We start from the raw sequence: 21,433 nt of genomic DNA on the forward strand, positions 1-21,433 counted from the left end.
CGGTGCGCCGGTCGGGGGCCCGGACCCGACTCCGCCGCCCCGGGCCCCCGACTCCGCCGCCCCGGGCCCCGGGCCCCGCCTTCCGCTCCGCCTTCCCGGCCGAATCCACCCCTCTCGACTACGACGCCTCCTGCTGCTGTCGGCGCAGTCGTTCGGCGACCTGCGTCGGCATCGGTTCGTGCCGGACGTAGGCGCGGTCGAAGCGGGCCGTGCCGTGCGAGAGGGAGCGCAGGTCGACGGCGTAGCGGCCGATCTCGATCTCCGGCACCTCGGCCCGCACCACGGTCCGCCCGCCGCTGGTCTGCTCGGTGCCCAGTACGCGGCCGCGCCGCCCGGACAGGTCGCTCATCACGGCGCCCACGTAGGCGTCGCCGACCAGGACGCCGATCTCGGCGACCGGCTCCAGCAGGTGGATCCGCGCGTCGGCGGCGGCCTCCCTGAGCGCGAGCGCGCCCGCCGTCTGGAACGCGGCGTCGGAGGAGTCCACCGAGTGCGCCTTGCCGTCGAGCAGGGTGATCCGCACGTCGACCAGCGGATGCCCGGCGGCGACGCCCTTGGCGGCCTGGGCGCGTACGCCCTTCTCGACGGAGGGGATGAACTGCCGGGGGACCGCCCCGCCGACGACCCTGTCCACGAACTCGATGCCGGACCCGCCGGGCAGCGGCTCCACCTCGATCTCGCAGATGGCGTACTGGCCGTGCCCGCCGGACTGCTTGACGTGCCGGCCCCGACCCGCCGACTTCGTCGCGAACGTCTCGCGCAGCGGCACCAGGTGCGGTACGACGTCCACCTGCACGCCGTAGCGGCTGCGCAGCCGCTCCAGGGCGACGTCGGCGTGCGCCTCGCCGAGGCACCACAGGACGACCTGGTGGGTGTGCTGGTTCTGCTCCAGCCGCATGGTCGGGTCCTCGGCGGCGAGCCGGGCCAGGCCCTGGGACAGTTTGTCCTCGTCGGGCTTGCTGTGCGCCCGGATCGCCACCGGCAGCAGCGGGTCGGGCATCCGCCAGGGCTCCATCAGCAGCGGGTCGTCCTTGCCGGACAGGGTGTCGCCGGTCTCGGCGCGGCTCAGCTTCGCCACGCAGGCGAGGTCGCCGGCGACGGCCCGGCCGACCGGCCGCTGCTGCTTGCCGAAGGGTACGGACAGGGCGCCCACGCGCTCGTCGACGTCGTGGTCCTCGTGGCCGCGGTCGGCCAGCCCGTGCCCGGACACGTGCACCGTCTCGTCGGGACGCAGGGTGCCGGAGAAGACCCGGACCAGGGAGATACGGCCCACGTAGGGGTCGGAGGCGGTCTTGACCACCTCGGCGACCAGCGGCCCGGAAGGGTCGCAGACGAGCTGTCCGCGGGGCGCGCCGTCGGGGGTGGTGACCTCGGGCGCGGCCCGTTCCAGGGGGGTGGGGAAGCCGCGGGTGACCAGTTCCAGCAGTTCGACCGTGCCGAGGCCCTGCCGGGCGCCGTCGCCGGCGGGGGCGGCGGCCAGCACGGGGAAGAACGTGCCGCGGGCCACGGCCCGCTCCAGGTCCTGGACGAGCGTCTTGACGTCGACCGTCTCCCCGCCGACGTAGCGCTCCATGAGGGTCTCGTCCTCGCTCTCGGCGATGATGCCCTCGATGAGCCGGTTGCGGGCCTCCTCGATCAGCGGCAGCTGGTCCGCGGCCGGTTCGGACTCCGCGCGCTGTCCGCCGGAGTAGTCGAAGAGCTGCTGCGACAGCAGCCCGATCAGGCCGGTGACGGGAGCGTGCCCGTCGGGGGCCTGCGGGCCGCGCAGCGGCAGATAGAGCGGGAGCACCGCGTCCGGGTCGTCGCCGCCGAAGGCCCGTGCGCAGGTGAGGGTCATCTCCTCCAGGTCGGCGCGGGCGGCCTCCAGATGGGTGACGACGATGGCGCGCGGCATGCCGACGGCCGCGCACTCCTCCCAGACCATACGGGTGGCGTCGTCCACGCCGTCCGACGCCGAGACCACGAAAAGGGCCGCGTCCGCCGCGCGCAGACCGGCCCGCAGTTCTCCGACGAAGTCGGCGTATCCGGGGGTGTCCAACAAGTTGATCTTGATGCCGTCCCATTCGACGGGCACCAGGGAGAGCTGTACCGAGCGCTGCTGCCGGTGCTCGATGTCGTCGTAGTCCGAGAGCGTGCCGCCGTCCTCCACGCGGCCCGCCCGGTTGACCGCCCCCGCCGTCAGCGCGAGGGCCTCCACCAGTGTGGTCTTGCCGGAGCCGGAGTGGCCGACCAGCACCACGTTCCGTACGGACGCGGGGTGGTCGGCCGTCACCGCCCTGCCGGCGGCCCCGGGGTGTGTGTGCGCCTTGTCGCCCATGGCCTTGCCTCCCGTGCACGGTGAGGTCGTCGAGGGCGCGGACACCCGGAAGCCTCCCCGTGGGGGAACCCTCGGCTGCGGCGGCTCCGGCGACGCCCGCGGTCCTTCGAGCTTTCCACTCCCGTCACGGTGCGTCCATACGAGGGACGCGAACCGGACGCCCGCCGCGGGGTGCGGCCGGTCCGCCGGATCCCGTGACGGGGTGCGGGTGCCCGGCGGCCGCCGGCCCGCGCGCGTGGCTACGATGGGCCAGCCGGCGGCCAGCAGGGGCCGCGCGGCGCCTGCGACCCTCGGGAAGGCCATGCTGAACAAGTACGCGCGTGCATTCTTCACGCGTGTCCTCACGCCGTTCGCGACGTTTCTGATCCGCCGGGGCGTGAGCCCCGACACGGTGACGCTGATCGGCACCGCCGGGGTGGTCGCGGGCGCGCTCGTCTTCTTCCCCCGGGGCGAGTTCTTCTGGGGCACGATCGTGATCACGCTGTTCGTGTTCTCCGACCTCGTCGACGGCAACATGGCGCGCCAGCTGGGCCGCACCAGCCGCTGGGGCGCCTTCCTGGACTCCACCCTCGACCGGGTGGCGGACGGGGCGATCTTCGGCGGGTTCGCCCTCTGGTACGCGGGCAACGGCGACGACAACGTGCTCTGCGCGGTGTCGATCTTCTGCCTGGCCAGCGGCCAGGTGGTGTCGTACACCAAGGCCCGCGGCGAGTCGATCGGCCTGCCGGTGGCCGTCAACGGACTGGTGGAGCGGGCCGAGCGCCTGGTGATCTCCCTGGTCGCCGCCGGGCTCGCGGGCCTGCACGCGTTCGGGGTGCCGGGTATCGACGTCCTGCTGCCGGTCGCGCTGTGGCTGGTCGCCGCGGGCAGCCTGGTCACGCTGGTGCAGCGGGTGGTGACCGTGCGCCGGGAGTCCGCGGAGGCGGAGGAGGAGGCCGCCCGCGAGAACGCCGCCGGCGCCCCGCGGGGCAGCGGCGCCGGCCGTGCCCCGCAGGGCGGCGTGCAGGGCGGCGAGGCGGACCGGTGAACGCCTCCGAGCGGCTGACCGACGCGCTGTACGGGTTCGGCTGGAGCACCGTGAAGAAGCTCCCCGAGCCGGCCGCCGTGCGTCTGGGCCGCACCATCGCCGACGTCGCCTGGAGGCGGCGCGGCAGAAGCGTGCTGCGGCTGGAGAGCAACCTCGCGCGCGTGGTGCCCGACGCCACCCCCGAGCAGCTGGCCGCCCTGTCCCGGGCCGGCATGCGCTCCTACCTGCGCTACTGGATGGAGTCCTTCCGGCTGCCCGCGTGGAGCGCCGACCGCGTGCGGAGCGGGTTCGACCCCAAGGACCTGCACCACCTCACCGACGGGCTCGCCGCCGGCCGGGGTGTCATCCTCGCCCTGCCGCACCTGGCCAACTGGGACCTCGCGGGCGCCTGGGTGACCACCAAGCTGGGGACCCCCTTCACCACCGTCGCCGAGCGGCTCAGGCCCGATTCGCTGTACGACCGCTTCGTCGCCTACCGCGAGGGCCTCGGCATGGAGGTCCTGCCGCACAGCGGCGGGTCCGCGTTCGGCACGCTGGCCCGCCGGCTGCGCGACGGCGGCCTGGTCTGCCTGGTCGCCGACCGCGACCTGTCCTCCTCCGGCGTCGAGGTGGACTTCTTCGGCGAGACGGCCCGGATGCCCGCCGGCCCCGCCCTGCTCGCCCAGCAGACCGGTGCCCTGCTGCTGCCCGTGACCCTCTGGTACGACGACTCGCCGGTGCTCCAGGGACGGGTGCACCCGGCGATCGAGGTGCCCGGACCGGGCACCCGCCCCGAGAAGACGTCCGTCATGACGCAGGCCCTGGCCGACGCCTTCGCCACGGGCATCGCGGAGCACCCGGAGGACTGGCACATGCTCCAGCGGCTGTGGGTCGCCGACCTCGACCCGCCCGCCGCCGGGCCGGTGGACCCGGTGACCCCGGCGGACCCGGCGGATCCCGTGACCCCGGCGGACCCGGCGGATCCCGTGACCCCGGCGGACCCGGCGGATCCGGCGGATCCGGTGAAGGAGTCGCCGTGAGGATCGGCATCGTCTGCCCCTACTCGTGGGACGTCCCCGGCGGCGTCCAGTTCCACATCCGCGACCTCGCCGAGTACTTCATCCGCCTCGGCCACGAGGTGTCCGTCCTGGCCCCGGCCGACGACGACACCCCGCTGCCGCCGTACGTCGTCTCCGCCGGCCGTGCGGTGCCCGTGCCCTACAACGGCTCGGTGGCCCGCCTCAACTTCGGCCTCCTGTCCGCGGCCCGGGTCCGGCGCTGGCTGCACGAGGGCCGCTTCGACGTGGTCCACATCCACGAGCCGACCTCGCCGTCGCTGGGCCTGCTGACCTGCTGGGCCGCGCAGGGCCCCATGGTGGCCACCTTCCACACCTCCAACCCGCGCTCCAAGGCGATGATCGCCGCCTACGCGATCCTGCAGGCCGCGCTGGAGAAGATCAGCGCCCGGATCGCGGTCAGCGAGTACGCCCGCCGCACCCTGGTCGAGCACCTCGGCGGGGACGCCGTGGTCATCCCCAACGGCGTCGACGTCGACTTCTTCGCCAAGGCCGAGCCCCGCCCGGAGTGGACCGGCCACACCCTCGGGTTCATCGGCCGCATCGACGAGCCCCGCAAGGGGCTGCCCGTGCTGATGCGGGCGCTGCCCGCGATCTTCGCAGCGCACCCGGACGCCCGGCTGCTGATCGCCGGCCGCGGCGACGAGGAGGAGGCCGTGGCCGGGCTCCCGCGCGAGCTGCGTTCCCGGGTGGAGTTCCTCGGCATGGTCAGCGACGAGGACAAGGCGCGGCTGCTGCGCAGTGTCGACCTGTACGTCGCGCCGAACACCGGCGGCGAGAGCTTCGGCATCATCCTGGTAGAGGCGATGTCCGCGGGCGCCCCCGTCCTCGCCTCCGACCTCGACGCCTTCGCGCAGGTCCTCGACCAGGGAGCGGCCGGCGAACTGTTCGCCAACGAGGACGCCGACGCCCTCGCCGAGGCCGCCGTGCGGCTGCTGGCCGACCCGGAGCGCCGGGAGGAGCTGCGCCGGCGTGGCAGCGCCCATGTGCGGCGCTTCGACTGGTCCACGGTCGGCGCGGACATCCTGTCCGTCTACGAGACGGTGACGGCGGGCGCCGCCGCCGTCGCGGCGGACGACCGGGAACCCGGCACCGGTCTGCGGGCCCGGTTCGGCCTGGCCCGCGACTGACCGGCCCGCGCTCCGCGACCGGCCGGCCCGGCCCCGGGCGGTCCGGCCCGGCCGGTGAGCGGCGGGCCCCGAGGGGGCGCGGCCCGGATGCGGCCCCGGGCCCGGCGCAGCGGGCGGCGCGGTCCGGGCGGTGCGGACGATAGCCTTGCCGCCCGTGACCGCAACCCTCATCTGGATCCTCGTCGCCCTCGTTGCGATCGGCCTGTACCTGAGCTGGACGGCCGGGCGGCTGGACCGCCTGCATGCGCGCATCGACGCCGCCCGCGCCGCACTCGACGCCCAACTGCTGCGCCGGGCCTCCGTCGCGCAGGAACTCGCCACCTCGGGCGTGCTCGACCCGGCCGCCTCGATCGTGCTGTACGAGGCCGCACACGGAGCCCGGCAGGCCGCGGAGGAACAGCGAGAGGTCGCCGAGAGCGAGCTCAGCCAGGCGCTGCGCGCGGTGTTCGAGGAGCCGGGGCAGGTGGAGGCCGTACGCCGGGCGCCCGGCGGTGAGGCGGCCGCGCACGAGCTGACCGAGGCCGTCCGCCGGGTCCCGATGGCCCGCCGGTTCCACAACGACGCCGTCGGCGCGGCGCGTCGGCTGCGCCAGCACCGCAAGGTCCGCTGGTTCCGGCTGGCCGGTCACGCGCCGTTCCCGATGGCGTTCGAGATGGACGACGAGCCTCCGGCGGCCCTGGCGGAGCGCACCGCCTGAGCCGGGCTCCGCGGGCGCGGACCGGACGGACCGGACGGACCGGACGGGGTGCCGCGGGCGCGGATTCGGCCCGCGGCGGCTCCGCGGGCGCGCGGGCCGGCCGGCCGGTGCGGCGTGTGCCCGTCGGCGCGGGACCGTTGGCGTGTGCCCGTCGGCGCGTGCCCGTCGGCCCGGGACCGTCGATCCGGACGACCGGCACCGGGAAAACGATCCACCGCCTTTCCATTGGCCCTTGCAGTGGCCTGACCCGTTCACGTTTCCTCGGTGCAGCAGAAACCCGCTTTTCACCATCAGTGAGGTCAACCCGTGTCCATCACCGAGAACCAGGCTCCGGCCACCGGTACCGCCCGTGTCAAGCGCGGCATGGCCGAGCAGCTCAAGGGCGGCGTCATCATGGACGTCGTCACCCCGGAGCAGGCGAAGATCGCCGAGGACGCGGGCGCCGTCGCCGTGATGGCCCTGGAGCGGGTCCCGGCCGACATCCGCAAGGACGGCGGCGTGGCCCGGATGTCCGACCCGGACATGATCGAGGGCATCATCGAGGCGGTCTCCATCCCGGTGATGGCCAAGTCCCGCATCGGCCACTTCGTCGAGGCGCAGGTCCTGCAGTCGCTCGGCGTGGACTACATCGACGAGTCCGAGGTCCTCACCCCGGCCGACGAGGTCAACCACTCGGACAAGTGGGCCTTCACCACCCCCTTCGTGTGCGGAGCCACCAACCTCGGTGAGGCCCTGCGCCGTATCGCCGAGGGTGCGGCCATGATCCGCTCCAAGGGCGAGGCCGGCACCGGCAACGTGGTCGAGGCCGTTCGCCACCTGCGCCAGATCAAGAACGAGATCGCCAGGCTGCGCGGCTTCGACAACCACGAGCTGTACGCCGCCGCCAAGGAGCTGCGCGCCCCGTACGAGCTGGTCAAGGAGGTCGCCGAGCTCGGCAAGCTGCCCGTCGTGCTGTTCTCCGCCGGCGGTGTGGCCACCCCGGCCGACGCCGCCCTGATGCGCCAGCTCGGTGCCGAGGGCGTCTTCGTCGGCTCCGGCATCTTCAAGTCCGGCGACCCGGCCAAGCGCGCCGCCGCCATCGTGAAGGCCACCACCTTCTACGACGACCCGAAGATCGTCGCGGACGCCTCCCGCAACCTCGGCGAGGCCATGGTCGGTATCAACTGCGACACGCTCCCCGAGACCGAGCGCTACGCCAACCGCGGCTGGTAAGGCACGGGAACCCCACACATGAGCACCCCCGTCATCGGTGTCCTGGCCCTCCAGGGCGACGTACGGGAGCACCTCATCGCCCTGGCCGCGGCCGACGCCGTGGCCAGGGAGGTCAGGCGCCCCGAGGAACTCGCCGAGGTCGACGGCCTCGTGCTGCCCGGCGGCGAGTCCACCACCATCTCCAAGCTGGCCGTGCTGTTCGGCGTGATGGACCCCCTCCGCGCGCGCGTGCGCGCCGGAATGCCGGTCTACGGCACCTGCGCCGGCATGATCATGCTCGCCGACAAGATCCTCGACCCGCGCTCGGGCCAGGAGACGATCGGCGGCATCGACATGATCGTGCGCCGCAACGCCTTCGGCCGGCAGAACGAGTCCTTCGAGGCCGCGGTCGACGTCGAGGACGTCGCCGGCGGCCCGGTGGAGGGCGTCTTCATCCGCGCCCCCTGGGTCGAGTCCGTCGGCGCCCGCGCCGAGGTCCTCGCCGAGCACGACGGCCATATCGTCGCCGTCCGCCAGGGCACCGCACTCGCCACCTCGTTCCACCCCGAACTGACCGGTGACCACCGCGTGCACGCCCTGTTCGTCGACATGGTGCGCGCGAGCCGGGCGGCGGAGTCCTTGTAGGATTCCTGGCGTTCGTTGCAGAGATGGGTTACGCGAAGGAGACAGGCAGATGTCCGGCCACTCTAAATGGGCCACGACGAAGCACAAGAAGGCCGTCATCGACGCCAAGCGCGGCAAGCTCTTCGCGAAGCTGATCAAGAACATCGAGGTCGCGGCCCGGATGGGCGGGGTCGACCTGGAGGGCAACCCGACGCTCTACGACGCCGTCCAGAAGGCGAAGAAGCAGTCGGTCCCCAACAAGAACATCGACTCGGCGATCAAGCGCGGCGGCGGCCTGGAGGCCGGCGGCGCCGACTACGAGACGATCATGTACGAGGGCTACGGCCCGAACGGTGTCGCGGTGCTCATCGAGTGCCTCACCGACAACCGCAACCGCGCCGCCTCCGAGGTCCGCGTGGCCATGACCCGCAACGGCGGCTCCATGGCCGACCCCGGCTCGGTGTCGTACCTGTTCCACCGCAAGGGCGTCATCATCGTCCCCAAGGGCGAGCTGACCGAGGACGACGTGCTCGGCGCCGTCCTCGACGCCGGTGCCGAGGAGGTCAACGACCTCGGCGAGAGCTTCGAGGTGATCAGCGAGGCCACCGACCTGGTCGCGGCCCGCACCGCCCTGCAGGAAGCCGGCATCGACTACGACTCCGCCGAGGCCAACTTCGTCCCGACCATGCAGGTCGAGCTGGACGAGGAGGGCGCCCGGAAGATCTTCAGGCTGATCGACGCGCTGGAGGACAGCGACGACGTGCAGAACGTCTTCGCCAACTTCGACGTCAGCGACGAGGTCATGGCGAAGGTCGACGCCTGAGCCGAGGCGAGGACCGAACGGGCCGACGGGAGAGCACCCCGTCGGCCCGACGCGTTGCGGGGCGTTGCTGCCCCTCGTTGTCAGCGGCACCCGATAGCCTGCACAAACAGGCGATCGAAGGGAGGGGGCGCGCCGTGCGCGTACTGGGGGTGGACCCGGGGCTGACCCGCTGCGGCGTCGGCGTGGTCGACGGCGTCGCCGGCCGGCCGCTGACCATGGTCGGTGTGGGCGTGGTCCGCACCTCCACGGACGCCGACCTCGGCCACCGCCTCCTCGCCGTCGAGCAGGGCATCGAGGAGTGGCTGGACAGCCACCGGCCCGAGTACGTCGCCGTGGAGCGCGTGTTCAGCCAGCACAACGTCCGCACGGTGATGGGCACCGCCCAGGCCAGCGCCGTCGCCATGCTGTGCGCCGCCCGCCGCGGCATCCCCGTCGCCCTGCACACCCCCAGCGAGGTCAAGGCCGCCGTCACCGGCAGCGGCCGCGCCGACAAGGCGCAGGTCGGCGCCATGGTCACCCGGCTGCTGCGGCTGGACGCCCCGCCCCGGCCCGCCGACGCCGCCGACGCCCTCGCCCTGGCCATCTGCCACATCTGGCGCGCCCCGGCGCAGAACCGCCTCCAGCAGGCCGTCGCCCTGCACGCGGCCGGCTCCCCGGCCAGGACACCGGCCCGGGCACCGGCCGCCGCACCGACCCACGCACCGACCCACGCACCGACCCACGCACCGACCCACGCACCGACCCGCGCACCGAAAGGCCGTACGGCATGATCGCCTTCGTCAGCGGCACCGTCGCCGCCCTCGCCCCGGACGCCGCGGTCGTCGAGGTCGGCGGCGTCGGCATGACCGTCCAGTGCACCCCGGACACGCTGTCCGCGCTCCGCACCGGCCGGCCCGCCAGACTGCACACCTCGCTCGTCGTCCGCGAGGACTCGCTCACCCTGTACGGCTTCGCCGACGACGACGAGCGCCAGGTCTTCGAGCTGCTGCAGACCGCCAGCGGCGTCGGCCCCCGGCTGGCCCAGGCCATGCTCGCCGTGCACCGCCCCGACGCCCTGCGGCGCGCCGTCGCCACCGGCGACGAGAAGGCGCTCACCGCCGTCCCCGGCATCGGCAGGAAGGGTGCCCAGAAACTGCTGCTGGAGCTGAGGGACCGGCTCGGCGAGCCGGTCGGCGCACCCGCCGTGGGCGCCCCCGTCACCCAGGGCTGGCGCGACCAGCTGCACGCGGCCCTGATCGGCCTCGGATACGCCACCCGGGAGGCCGACGAGGCGGTCACCGCCGTGGCACCCCAGGCGGAGCAGGCCGGCGGCACGCCCCAGGTGGGACAGCTGCTCAAGGCCGCGCTGCAGACCCTGAACCGAGCCCGCTAGCCGGCCCGCCGACCCCGGTCAGCCCGCCGGCCCCGACCACCCCTCCGAGGCAGAGACATGAACTGGGACGACACGACCGACACCTCCGCCGCCCCCGAGCGGCTCGTCGGCGCGTCCGCGGACGGCGAGGACCAGGCCGTCGAGGCCGCACTGCGCCCGAAGGACCTGGGCGAGTTCATCGGCCAGGAGAAGGTCCGCGAACAGCTCGACCTGGTGCTGCGCGCCGCCCGCGCGCGCGGCGCCACCGCCGACCACGTGCTGCTCTCCGGCGCCCCGGGCCTCGGCAAGACCACCCTGTCCATGATCATCGCGGCCGAGATGGGCGCCCCCATCCGGATCACCTCCGGCCCCGCCATCCAGCATGCCGGTGACCTCGCGGCCATCCTGTCCTCCCTCCAGGAGGGCGAGGTCCTCTTCCTCGACGAGATCCACCGCATGTCCCGGCCCGCCGAGGAGATGCTCTACATGGCGATGGAGGACTTCCGCGTCGACGTCATCGTCGGCAAGGGCCCCGGCGCCACCGCCATCCCCCTGGAACTTCCCCCCTTCACCCTGGTCGGCGCCACCACCCGGGCCGGTCTGCTGCCACCGCCGCTGCGCGACCGGTTCGGCTTCACCGCGCACATGGAGTTCTACGAGCCGGCCGAGCTCCGGCGGGTCGTCCACCGCTCCGCGCAGCTGCTCGACGTGGAGATCGACACCGACGGCGCCGCCGAGATCGCCGGCCGTTCCCGCGGCACCCCCCGGATCGCCAACCGGCTGCTGCGCCGGGTGCGCGACTACGCGCAGGTCAAGGCGGACGGCGTGGTCACCCGGGACATCGCCGGAGCGGCCCTGGCCGTGTACGAGGTCGACGAGCGCGGCCTGGACCGGCTGGACCGGGCCGTCCTGAACGCCCTGCTGAAGCTGTTCGGCGGCGGCCCGGTGGGCCTGTCCACGCTGGCCGTCGCGGTGGGGGAGGAGCGCGAGACCGTCGAGGAGGTCGCGGAGCCCTTCCTGGTGCGCGAGGGGCTGCTCGCCCGCACCCCGCGCGGCCGGGTCGCCACCCCCGCGGCATGGGCCCACCTCGGCCTCACCCCGCCCCGCCCGGCGGCGGGCGGCGGGCAGCAGGACCTGTTCGGGGCGTGATCCGCCGGGCCGGAGCGGCTCCGCGCCGTCCCGGCCCCCGTGCCGCGCCGCCCGGCGCGGCACACGGAGCCCCGTCCCGGGTGCGGCGGGAACGGGCGACGACCGAGCGACGGGCGCATCGGCGAGGACGGCGCACGTCGGCGGCGTGCCGGCGGCGGTGCCGGGCGGCGTCGGAGGAATGCCGGCGGGACGGCGGCGGGACGGCGGCGGGACGACGATGGGACGGCGGCGGGAGTATCGGCGGATGGTCCGACCGGCCGCCGGCCGCGGTGCCGGCCCGGTCGCGGCACCGGCACCGGCGAGGGATTGGCCACGTCAGGAACCCAGGTGCCATGCTGAGCGTTGTTCCAGGCACGCGGACTCGCTTAGACTCCGCCGATGCCGCCCGTGCCGGACGGCATGCACACCCCCAACCATCAGGCCGCACCCCCACCGCGGTCGTGTGAAGGAAGTTCCGACCCGTGAGTCTCGTGACCCTCCTCCCGTTCATCGTGCTCATCGGGGCCATGATCCTGATGACCCGGTCGGCCAAGAAGAAGCAGCAGCAGGCCGCCGATATGCGGAATCAGATGCAGCCCGGTTCCGGCGTCCGCACCATCGGGGGCATGTACGCGACGGTGAAGGAGGTCAACGACGAGACCGTGCTCCTCGACGCCGGTCCGGGCGTCGACCTCCTGTTCGCCAAGTCCGCCATCGGCGCCGTGCTGTCCGACGACGAGTACAACCGCATCGTCCACGGCGTCGAGCACGACCTGAAGTCCGACCTCGTGCCGGACGACGCCTCCTCCCTCACCGAGACCGACGACGCCGCCGGTTCCGCCGCCGCCTCCGACGAGCCGTCCGTCGACCTCGGCAAGAAGGACGAGGACGATGCGGACGACGCGGACGACGTGGACGAGGAGTCGCCCGAGGCCGCCGCCGAGGCGAAGGCAGAGCAGTCGAAGAAGACCGACGGCGAATCCGACGCGAAGTAGTCCTGTCCCGGGGCGCGCGGGCCCGGCCCGGGCGCCCCGGCACGTGTCTCTCGCAGGGGATCCCCACACCATGTCATGGCCGCCCGCCGACCCGGTGCGAGGCGGCCCGAGAGGGAGTACGAGAAGGTGGCAGCACCTAAAAAGGGCCGGAACGCGAGCGCCCAGAGCAAGCCGGGGCGCTCGCTGGCCCTGATCCTGATCGCCATCGTGGCGCTGACCGGCGGCATGTTCGCCGCGGGCAACACCACGCCGCGACTCGGTATCGACCTGGCCGGTGGTACCAGCATCACGCTGACGGCGGTCAACGAGCCCGGACAGCCCAACGCGATCAACAAGACCAACATGAACACCGCGGTCGACATCATGCACCGCCGTGTCAACGGTCTGGGTGTGTCCGAGGCGGAGGTCCAGACGCAGGGCGACCGCAACATCATCGTCAACATCCCCAAGGGCACCAACTCGCAGCAGGCCCGGGAGCAGGTCGGCACCACGGCCAAGCTGTACTTCCGCCCCGTCCTGCAGAGCGCGCCCTCCGGCGGTGCCGCCACCCCGAGCACCACCCCGAGCCCGAGCGGCAGCCCGAGCTCCTCCCCGAGCGGCAGCCCGGGTTCCGCCCCCAGCGGCAGTGCCGCCACCGACGGGGACACGGCGACCCCGTCCGCCGGTGCCACCACCCAGGGCCGCGCCGTCACCGACGCCCTGAAGGCCGACTCCTCGCCCTCCGCGAGCGCCTCGCCCTCCGCACCGGCCTCCCCCGGCGCCACGTCCTCCGCCGACACCGCAACCGAGCCCGCCGACGGCGACCTCCAGGCCCGGTTCGCCGCCCTCGACTGCAGCGACGAGGCCCAGCGCGCCAAGGCCGGCAAGGGTGTCAAGCCCGACGAGCAGACCGTCGCCTGCGGCCAGGACGGCGACCTGTGGACCAAGTTCCTGCTCGGCCCGGTCGCCGTGGACGGCACCGACGTCGACAAGGCCCAGGCCCTCCTCGACACCCAGAGCGGTGCCGGCTGGAAGGTCACGATGGAGTTCACCGGGGCCGGCACCAAGAAGTTCGCCGACATCACCGGTGACCTCGCCACCAAGCCCTCCCCGCAGAACGAGTTCGCCATCGTCCTCGACGACGAGGTCGTCTCGCACCCCTACGTCCGCACCGCCATCTCCGGCGGCAGCGCGGAGATCTCCGGCAACTTCTCCCAGGAGGAGGCCGAGAGCCTCTCCAACATGCTGTCGTACGGTGCGCTCCCGCTGTCCTTCAAGGAGTCCAGCGTCACCACCGTCACCGCCGCGCTCGGCAGTGACCAGCTGCGGGCGGGCCTGCTGGCCGGTGCCATCGGCCTCGCCCTCGTCGTGCTCTACCTGCTCGTGTACTACCGCGGCCTGTCGTTCGTCGCCGTCGCCTCGCTGCTGGTGTCCGCCGCGCTCACCTACGTGATCATGTCGCTGCTCGGCCCGGCCATCGGCTTCGCGCTGAACCTGCCGGCGGTCTGCGGAGCCATCGTCGCGATCGGCATCACCGCGGACTCGTTCATCGTGTACTTCGAGCGCATCCGCGACGAGATCCGCGAGGGCCGCTCACTGCGCCCCGCCGTGGAACGCGCCTGGCCGCGGGCCCGGCGCACCATCCTGGTCTCCGACTTCGTGTCGTTCCTGGCCGCCGCCGTCCTCTTCGTCGTGACGGTCGGCAAGGTCCAGGGCTTCGCGTTCACGCTCGGTCTGACCACCCTGCTCGACGTCGTCGTCGTCTTCTTCTTCACCAAGCCGCTGATGACGATCCTCGCCCGCAAGAAGTTCTTCGCGGGCGGCCACAAGTGGTCCGGCCTCGACCCGAAGAGCCTGGGCGCCAAGCCGCCGCTGCGCCGCACCCGCCGTCCCGCCGGCCCCGTCGCGGGCCCCGTCGACCCGAAGGAGGCGTGAGATGACGAAGCTCGGCAACCTCGGCGCCCGACTGCACCGCGGTGAGGTCAGCTACGACTTCATCGGCCACCGCAAGCTGTGGTACGGCATCTCCATCCTGATCACCATCACGGCGATCGTCGGCCTGGCCGTACGGGGCCTGAACATGGGCATCGACTTCCAGGGCGGTGCCATCTTCACCACGCCGAAGACCAGCGTGTCCGTCTCCCAGGCCGAGGAGTTCGCGCACGACGCCACCGGCCACGAGGTGGTCGTCCAGAAGCTCGGCAACGACACGCTCCGCATCCAGATCGCCGGCCTGGACACCCAGCGCTCCGACGAGATCAAGAACCAGCTCGCCGAGGACTTCAAGGTCGACCCCGAGAGGATCGCCGCCGACCTGGTCGGCCCCAGCTGGGGCGACCAGATCGCCAACAAGGCCTGGCAGGGCCTGGCGATCTTCATGGTCCTCGTCGTGATCTACCTGGCGATCGCGTTCGAATGGCGCATGGCCATCGCCGCGCTCATCGCACTGATCCACGACATCACCATCACCGTCGGCGTCTACGCGCTGGTCGGCTTCGAAGTCACCCCGGGCACCGTCATCGGCCTGCTGACCATCCTCGGCTACTCGCTCTACGACACGGTCGTCGTCTTCGACAGCCTCAAGGAGCAGACCAAGGACATCACCAAGCAGACCCGCTGGACCTACAGCGACATCGCCAACCGGTCCATCAACAGCACCCTGGTGCGTTCCGTCAACACCACGGTCGTCGCGCTGCTGCCGGTGGCGGGCCTGCTCTTCATCGGCGGCGGTGTCTTCGGCGCGGGCACGCTCAACGACATCTCGCTGTCGCTGTTCGTCGGCCTCGCGGCCGGAGCGTACTCGTCGATCTTCATCGCCACCCCGCTGGTCGCCGACCTCAAGGAGCGTGAGCCGCAGCTGAAGGCGCTGCGCAAGCGGGTCCTCGCCAAGCGCGCCCAGGGCGAGCCCGAGCCCGTCCTCGCCGACGGCGGCGGGTACGACGCCGACGCGGCCGTGGCCCCTGCCGTCGTCGGCCCGCGCGACCAGGGCACCGTCCGGGGCGGCCGCGGCCGCCCCTCCGGGAAGCGCCGATGACCGAGATCAGGGAACTGCTGCTCAGCCGCATCCGCGAGGTGTCCGACTACCCCGAGCCGGGCGTGATGTTCAAGGACATCACCCCGCTGCTCGCGGACCCGGCGGCCTTCACCGCACTGACCGGCGTCCTCGCCGAGATGGTGGCCGGCACCGGCGCCACCAAGGTCGTCGGACTGGAGGCCCGGGGGTTCATCCTCGGCGCCCCCGTCGCCGTCCGGGCGGGCGTCGGCTTCATCCCCGTACGCAAGGCCGGCAAGCTCCCGGGGGCGACGCTCAGCCAGGCGTACGAGCTGGAGTACGGCTCGGCCGAGATCGAGGTGCACGCGGAGGACCTGGCGGTCACCGACCGGGTGCTGGTCGTGGACGACGTCCTCGCCACCGGCGGCACCGCCGAGGCCTCGATAAAGCTGATCCAGCGGGCCGGCGCGCAGGTCGCAGGCGTCGCCGTGCTGATGGAGCTCGGCTTCCTCGCCGGCCGCGCCCGTCTGGAGGCCGCCCTGGACGGGGCGCCGCTGGAGTCGCTGCTCGTCGTCTGAGCACACGCAGGACGCACACCTGAGGACCGCCGTACGGGCGTCCGGGGCCACCGCCCCGGACGCCCGTCGCCGTAGCGGCACCGTACGGCGACGCCACGGCGCCGGGAGCGCGGCGGTACCGGGCGGCCGACGACCGGAACCACATGCTCCGGTGGCCCGTGCGCCCACCGTCCGCCAGGTCGCCTCCGGCCGCGAAACGGCAGGTCGTACCGGGAGAGGGCGGGCCGGCAGGGACACGGAGGGCCCCGCCGGGGTGGGGCGGTGCACGGTCACCGCCGCGGCCTGAAGGCGATGCCGCGGCCCGGGATGGCTACCATGGGGTCTCCGGAGCCTGACCGGGGGACCCGGAACGCGCACGAGGAGCCTTCTTGTCAGACGAGGCCCAGCACCTGACCGCCGCCAAGCCCGAGCGCGCCTCGGAGCCCGCGGCCCCGCCCGCGTCGCCCGCGAAGAACGACACCCGCGGGACGGAGGAGCACGCCAAGCCGGCGGCCGACCGCCCCGCGGAGGCCGCGCGCCCCAAGCCGGGCCCCCCCGAGCGCCCCGTGCCCACCCCCCCGATCCGCCCGGCGGGCCCCCAGCCGCCCGTCCGCACCGGCTCCTCCAACCGGGTCCGTGCCCGCCTGGCCCGACTCGGCGTCCAGCGCGCCAACCCCTACAACCCGGTCCTGGAACCCCTGCTGCGGATCGTGCGCAGCAACGACCCCAAGATCGAGACCGGCACCCTCCGCCAGATCGAGAAGGCCTACCAGGTCGCCGAGCGCTGGCACCGCGGCCAGAAGCGCAAGAGCGGCGATCCGTACATCACGCACCCGCTGGCGGTCACCACCATCCTCGCCGAGCTGGGCATGGATCCGGCCACCCTGATGGCGGGCCTGCTGCACGACACCGTCGAGGACACCGAGTACGGGCTGGAGGACCTGCGCCGCGACTTCGGCGACGTGGTCACCCTCCTCGTCGACGGCGTCACCAAGCTGGACAAGGTCAAGTTCGGCGAGGCCGCGCAGGCCGAGACCGTGCGCAAGATGGTCGTGGCGATGGCCAAGGACCCGCGCGTCCTGGTCATCAAGCTCGCCGACCGCCTCCACAACATGCGCACCATGCGCTACCTCAAGCGCGAGAAGCAGGAGAAGAAGGCGCGCGAGACCCTGGAGATCTACGCGCCCCTCGCCCACCGCCTGGGCATGAACACCATCAAGTGGGAGCTGGAGGACCTCGCCTTCGCGATCCTCTACCCCAAGATGTACGACGAGATCGTCCGGCTGGTGGCCGAGCGGGCGCCGAAGCGCGACGAGTACCTGGCCATAGTGACCGACGAGGTCCAGCAGGACCTGCGCGCGGCCCGGATCAAGGCCACGGTCACCGGACGGCCCAAGCACTACTACAGCGTCTACCAGAAGATGATCGTCCGCGGCCGTGACTTCGCGGAGATCTACGACCTGGTCGGCATCCGCGTCCTGGTGGACACCGTCCGCGACTGCTACGCGGCCCTCGGCACCGTGCACGCCCGCTGGAACCCGGTTCCGGGGCGGTTCAAGGACTACATCGCGATGCCGAAGTTCAACATGTACCAGTCGCTGCACACCACGGTCATCGGCCCCAACGGCAAGCCGGTCGAACTGCAGATCCGCACCTTCGACATGCACCGCCGCGCCGAGTACGGCATCGCCGCGCACTGGAAGTACAAGCAGGAGGCCGTCGCCGGTGCCTCCAAGGTCCGCACCGACCTGCCCAGGACCGCCGGCAAGGACAAGGACGCCATCAACGACATGGCGTGGCTGCGGCAGCTGCTGGACTGGCAGAAGGAGACCGAGGACCCCGGCGAGTTCCTGGAGTCCCTGCGCTTCGACCTGTCCCGCAACGAGGTCTTCGTCTTCACCCCCAAGGGTGATGTCATAGCGCTCCCCGCCGGTGCCACCCCCGTCGACTTCGCGTACGCCGTCCACACCGAGGTCGGCCACCGCACGATAGGGGCGCGGGTCAACGGCCGCCTGGTGCCGCTGGAGTCCACCCTGGACAACGGCGACCTGGTGGAGGTGTTCACCTCCAAGGCCTCCGGCGCCGGGCCCTCCCGCGACTGGCTGGGCTTCGTGAAGTCCCCGCGCGCCCGTAACAAGATCCGGGCGTGGTTCTCCCGGGAGCGGCGCGACGAGGCCATCGAGCAGGGCAAGGACGCCATCGTCCGCGCGATGCGCAAGCAGAACCTGCCGATCCAGCGCATCCTCACCGGCGACTCGCTGGTGACGCTCGCCCACGAGATGCGCTACCCGGACATCTCCGCGCTGTACGCGGCGATCGGCGAGGGCCATGTGTCCGCGCAGAGTGTCGTCCAGAAGCTGGTGCAGGCCTTCGGGGGCGAGGAGGCGGCCACCGAGGAGATCGACGAGAGCGTGCCGCCCGCCCGCGGGCGCAGCCGCAAGCGCCGCTCCAGCGCCGACCCGGGCGTGGTGGTCAAGGGCGTGGACGACGTGTGGGTCAAGCTGGCCCGCTGCTGCACGCCCGTGCCCGGCGACCCGATCATCGGCTTCGTCACCCGCGGTAGTGGTGTATCGGTTCACCGCAGCGACTGCGTCAACGTGGAGTCACTGTCCCGGGAGCCCGAGCGGATCCTCGACGTCGAGTGGGCCCCCACCCAGTCCTCGGTCTTCCTGGTCGCCATCCAGGTCGAGGCCCTCGACCGCTCCCGGCTGCTGTCGGACGTCACCCGGGTGCTGTCCGACCAGCACGTCAACATCCTGTCCGCGGCCGTCCAGACCTCCCGCGACCGGGTCGCCACCTCGCGGTTCACCTTCGAGATGGGCGACCCCAAGCACCTGGGCCACGTCCTGAAGGCGGTACGGGGCGTGGAGGGCGTCTACGACGTCTACCGCGTGACCTCGGCTCGTAGCAGGTCCTAGCAGGTCCTGGCAGGTCTAGCACGTCTAGCAGGTCGTAGCAGGTCGGCGGCATGTCAGCGGCAGGTTGTGGGAGGCCGCGGCCTCCGCGGGCCGGTCGGAGGCCGTCTGCGGCGGGAGCGCGGCCGAGCCCGCAGGCCCGCGCACCCGTACGAGCCGGTGCTCCGGACCCGTGGACCGGGCCCTGACGAGTCCGCACGCCGGTCCGGCCGGTCGCGGCCGCCCCGCACGCCGGTCCCGCACGAGCCGTCGGCCCGGGCTCCGGGGCTCCGGCCCCATCACGCGGAAGGGGCTCCCCCCGAGGGGGAGCCCCTTCCCACGTCGGACAGGAGGCCGTCAGCCGCCGAACTCCTGCAGGCCCTTCAGGGCCTGGTCCAGCAGGGCCTGGCGGCCTTCCAGCTCACGCCCCAGCTTCTCGGCCCTGGCGTTGTTGCCCTGGGCGCGGGCCTGCTCGATCTGGCCCCGCAGCTTGTCCACGGCGGCCTGGAGCTGGCCGGTCAGACCCTCGGCACGGGCGCGCGCCTCCGGGTTGGTCCGGCGCCACTCGGCCTCCTCGGCCTCCTGGATGGCCCGCTCGACGGCGTGCATCCGGCCCTCGACCTTCGGCCGTGCGTCGCGCGGCACATGGCCGATGGCCTCCCAGCGCTCGTTGACCGAGCGGAACGCCGCGCGGGCCGCCTTCAGGTCGGTCACCGGGAGGATCTTCTCGGCCTCGCCGGCCAGCTCCTCCTTCAGCTTGAGGTTCTCCGCCTGCTCCGCGTCACGCTCGGCGAACACCGAGCCGCGGGCCGCGAAGAAGACGTCCTGGGCGCCGCGGAAGCGGTTCCACAGGTCGTCCTCGTGCTCGCGCTGCGCACGGCCTGCGGCCTTCCAGTCCGCCATCAGCTCGCGGTAGCGGGCCGCCGTCGGACCCCACTCGGTGGAGTTCGACAGCGACTCGGCCTCCGCGACCAGCCGCTCCTTGGTCCGGCGGGCCTCCTCGCGCTGCGCGTCCAGCTGCGCGAAGTGCGCCTTGCGGCGCTTGGAGAACGCCGAGCGCGCGTGCGAGAAGCGGTGCCACAGCTCGTCGTCCGACTTGCGGTCGAGACGCGGCAGCCCCTTCCAGGTGTCCACCAGGGCACGCAGCCGCTCACCGGCCACCCGCCACTGGTCCGACTGCGCCAGCTCCTCGGCCTCGGTGACCAGGGCCTCCTTGGCGTGCCGGGCCTCGTCGGTCTGCCTGGCCCGCTGCGCCCGGCGCTCCTCCCGGCGCCTGTCCACCTGCTCCGTGAGCTGGTCCAGCCGGGTGCGCAGCGCCTCCAGGTCGCCGACCACGTGGTGGGCGTCCACCTGCTCGCGGATGTGGTCGATGGCGGCCTGGGCGTCCTTCGCCGACAGGTCGGTGGTCTTCACTCGCTTCTCGAGGAGGCCGATCTCGACAACCAGGCCCTCGTACTTGCGCTCGAAGTAGGCCAGCGCCTCCTCGGGGGAGCCTGCCTGCCAGGAACCGACGACCTGCTCGCCGTCGGCCGTACGCACGTACACGGTCCCCGTCTCGTCGACGCGGCCCCACGGGTCGCTGCTCACAGCGCCTCCTCCACATGATGCCTGCGGCGGGTCTCAGCGCCCCCCGGGCATCGTCCACAGTTTCGTCACGGCCAACATAGGCGACCGGCGGGTTGCCTGTCCGCATCCCGCGCGACCGAAATTCCGCAGTTCGGGGTCGGGATCGTCAGGATTTCTCGACCGTCGCCTTGTTGATCACCACGGTCGCGTTCGGTGCGGTGTTGCCCGTCTGGGGATCGGCGGGCTGCGCGCCGGCACCGGCGATCTTCTTGAGCACCTTCATCCCCGCATCGGACACCGTACCGAACGGCGTGTAGCTGGGCGGGAGCTGGCTGTCCTGGTAGACGAGGAAGAACTGGCTGCCGCCGGTGTCCTTCTGCGACGTGTTCGCCATCGCGACGGTGCCCGCCGGGTAGACGCCGCCCTTGAGGCTCTCGTCGTCCAGGTTCTCGTCCGGGATGGTGTAGCCGGGACCGCCGCTGCCGCTGCCCGTCGGGTCGCCGCACTGGAGCACGTAGATGCCTTCGGTGGTGAGCCGGTGGCACCTGGTGTGGTCGAAGTAACCCTTGCCGGCCAGGAAGTCGAAGGAGTTGACGGTGTGCGGGGCCGCCGAGGCCTTCAGCGCGATGTCGATGTCGCCGCAGGTCGTGGCCAGCTTCATGGTGTACTTCGCCGACTTGTCCACGGTGAGGGCCGGTTCCTTCTTCCAGGTCTCGGTCCCGGCCTCGCCCGCGGCGGGCTCGTCGCAGGGGTCCTCGACCGCGGAGGGCGTCGGCTCCGCCGTCGCGCTCGCGTTCGCCTTGTCGTCCCCGTCGTCCTTCAGGACGCCGGACGTGTACAGCGCGAGGCTGCCCACCAGGACCACGCCGAGCACCGACGCGACGACGGCGTTGCGCGTGCGCGCCCTGCGCCGCGCCGTGGTGCGCCGCTGCTGCTGCCGCAAGAACTTCTCCCGGGCGAGCTGACGCCGCCGCTGTTCCTGGCTGACCACCGGGTTGACTCCTCATCCGTCTCGAACGTCGACCGGTCGGCGCGGGCGGCCGTACAGCCGACTGCCCGCGTGCCCCGTACCGTATATGGGTTCGCTGAGGAATCGGCAGCGCCGGT

18 protein-coding genes are annotated in these 21,433 nt (G+C 72.7%); 15 read left to right on the plus strand and 3 right to left on the minus strand.

The features are described from left to right. Positions 1-118: 118 nt before the first annotated feature. The gene (locus tag AC5K6T_RS08475; protein ID WP_493207036.1) at positions 119-2,317 is read right to left on the minus strand and encodes an elongation factor G-like protein EF-G2; all 2,199 of its coding nucleotides are present in this window, start codon (positions 2,315-2,317) and stop codon (positions 119-121) included. A 301-nt stretch (positions 2,318-2,618) separates the two neighbouring features. Here AC5K6T_RS08475 and pgsA point away from each other — a divergent pair, with 301 nt between their 5' ends. The 15 genes from pgsA to AC5K6T_RS08550 all read left to right on the plus strand — a co-directional run bounded on the left by pgsA (position 2,619) and on the right by AC5K6T_RS08550 (position 18,784). Further along, entirely contained in the window at positions 2,619-3,344 is a 726-nt protein-coding gene (pgsA, locus tag AC5K6T_RS08480) for a phosphatidylinositol phosphate synthase (RefSeq protein ID WP_493207038.1), read from the plus strand. Continuing rightward, positions 3,341-4,363: a phosphatidylinositol mannoside acyltransferase gene (locus AC5K6T_RS08485; RefSeq protein WP_493207040.1), complete on the plus strand. Its 1,023-nt coding sequence runs from the start codon at positions 3,341-3,343 to the stop codon at positions 4,361-4,363. Before pgsA ends, AC5K6T_RS08485 begins: the two co-directional genes overlap by 4 nt. Continuing rightward, on the plus strand, positions 4,360-5,529 hold the full coding sequence (locus AC5K6T_RS08490) for a glycosyltransferase family 4 protein (protein ID WP_493207042.1): 1,170 nt from the start codon (positions 4,360-4,362) through the stop codon (positions 5,527-5,529). The genes AC5K6T_RS08485 and AC5K6T_RS08490 overlap by 4 nt, the downstream gene beginning before the upstream one ends. A gap of 154 nt (positions 5,530-5,683) precedes the next feature. Next, positions 5,684-6,226, plus strand: a complete 543-nt coding sequence (locus tag AC5K6T_RS08495) for a LemA family protein (protein WP_493207044.1) — start codon at positions 5,684-5,686, stop codon at positions 6,224-6,226. Between the two features lie 306 nt (positions 6,227-6,532). After that, the gene (gene pdxS / locus AC5K6T_RS08500; RefSeq protein WP_493207046.1) at positions 6,533-7,438 is read left to right on the plus strand and encodes a pyridoxal 5'-phosphate synthase lyase subunit PdxS; all 906 of its coding nucleotides are present in this window, start codon (positions 6,533-6,535) and stop codon (positions 7,436-7,438) included. Positions 7,439-7,456: 18 nt separating this feature from the next. Further along, entirely contained in the window at positions 7,457-8,062 is a 606-nt protein-coding gene (pdxT, locus tag AC5K6T_RS08505) for a pyridoxal 5'-phosphate synthase glutaminase subunit PdxT (protein ID WP_493207047.1), read from the plus strand. A 49-nt stretch (positions 8,063-8,111) separates the two neighbouring features. After that, positions 8,112-8,864, plus strand: coding sequence for a YebC/PmpR family DNA-binding transcriptional regulator (locus AC5K6T_RS08510; RefSeq protein ID WP_493207049.1), 753 nt, complete (start codon positions 8,112-8,114; stop codon positions 8,862-8,864). Between the two features lie 134 nt (positions 8,865-8,998). Further along, positions 8,999-9,634: a crossover junction endodeoxyribonuclease RuvC gene (gene ruvC, locus AC5K6T_RS08515; RefSeq protein WP_493207051.1), complete on the plus strand. Its 636-nt coding sequence runs from the start codon at positions 8,999-9,001 to the stop codon at positions 9,632-9,634. Continuing rightward, a complete protein-coding gene (ruvA, locus tag AC5K6T_RS08520) occupies positions 9,631-10,236 on the plus strand; it encodes a Holliday junction branch migration protein RuvA (protein ID WP_493207053.1) in 606 nt (201 codons plus the stop codon). The genes ruvC and ruvA overlap by 4 nt, the downstream gene beginning before the upstream one ends. 57 nt (positions 10,237-10,293) lie before the next feature. After that, positions 10,294-11,364 carry a Holliday junction branch migration DNA helicase RuvB gene (gene ruvB, locus AC5K6T_RS08525; RefSeq protein WP_493207055.1) on the plus strand — a complete coding sequence of 357 codons (1,071 nt, stop codon included), beginning with the start codon at positions 10,294-10,296 and terminating at the stop codon, positions 11,362-11,364. A 461-nt stretch (positions 11,365-11,825) separates the two neighbouring features. Beyond that, positions 11,826-12,338, plus strand: a complete 513-nt coding sequence (gene yajC / locus AC5K6T_RS08530) for a preprotein translocase subunit YajC (RefSeq protein WP_493207056.1) — start codon at positions 11,826-11,828, stop codon at positions 12,336-12,338. Between the two features lie 126 nt (positions 12,339-12,464). Then, complete coding sequence (gene secD / locus AC5K6T_RS08535; protein WP_493207058.1) at positions 12,465-14,252, plus strand: protein translocase subunit SecD; 1,788 nt, start codon at positions 12,465-12,467, stop codon at positions 14,250-14,252. A 1-nt stretch (position 14,253) separates the two neighbouring features. Then, positions 14,254-15,351, plus strand: a complete 1,098-nt coding sequence (gene secF, locus AC5K6T_RS08540) for a protein translocase subunit SecF (RefSeq protein ID WP_493207060.1) — start codon at positions 14,254-14,256, stop codon at positions 15,349-15,351. Then, positions 15,348-15,887: an adenine phosphoribosyltransferase gene (locus tag AC5K6T_RS08545; RefSeq protein WP_493207061.1), complete on the plus strand. Its 540-nt coding sequence runs from the start codon at positions 15,348-15,350 to the stop codon at positions 15,885-15,887. The genes secF and AC5K6T_RS08545 overlap by 4 nt, the downstream gene beginning before the upstream one ends. Before the next feature lie 368 nt (positions 15,888-16,255). Further along, entirely contained in the window at positions 16,256-18,784 is a 2,529-nt protein-coding gene (locus tag AC5K6T_RS08550) for a RelA/SpoT family protein (RefSeq protein WP_493207063.1), read from the plus strand. Between the two features lie 333 nt (positions 18,785-19,117). On the opposite strand, the gene AC5K6T_RS08555 is transcribed toward AC5K6T_RS08550, so the two are convergent. Both AC5K6T_RS08555 and AC5K6T_RS08560 read right to left on the minus strand, forming a co-directional pair. After that, on the minus strand, positions 19,118-20,347 hold the full coding sequence (locus tag AC5K6T_RS08555) for a DUF349 domain-containing protein (protein WP_493207065.1): 1,230 nt from the start codon (positions 20,345-20,347) through the stop codon (positions 19,118-19,120). Between the two features lie 145 nt (positions 20,348-20,492). After that, entirely contained in the window at positions 20,493-21,317 is an 825-nt protein-coding gene (locus AC5K6T_RS08560; RefSeq protein ID WP_493207066.1) for a peptidylprolyl isomerase, read from the minus strand. Positions 21,318-21,433: the final 116 nt, after the last annotated feature.

It is taken from the genome of Streptomyces sp. B8-7 (genome assembly GCF_058833805.1).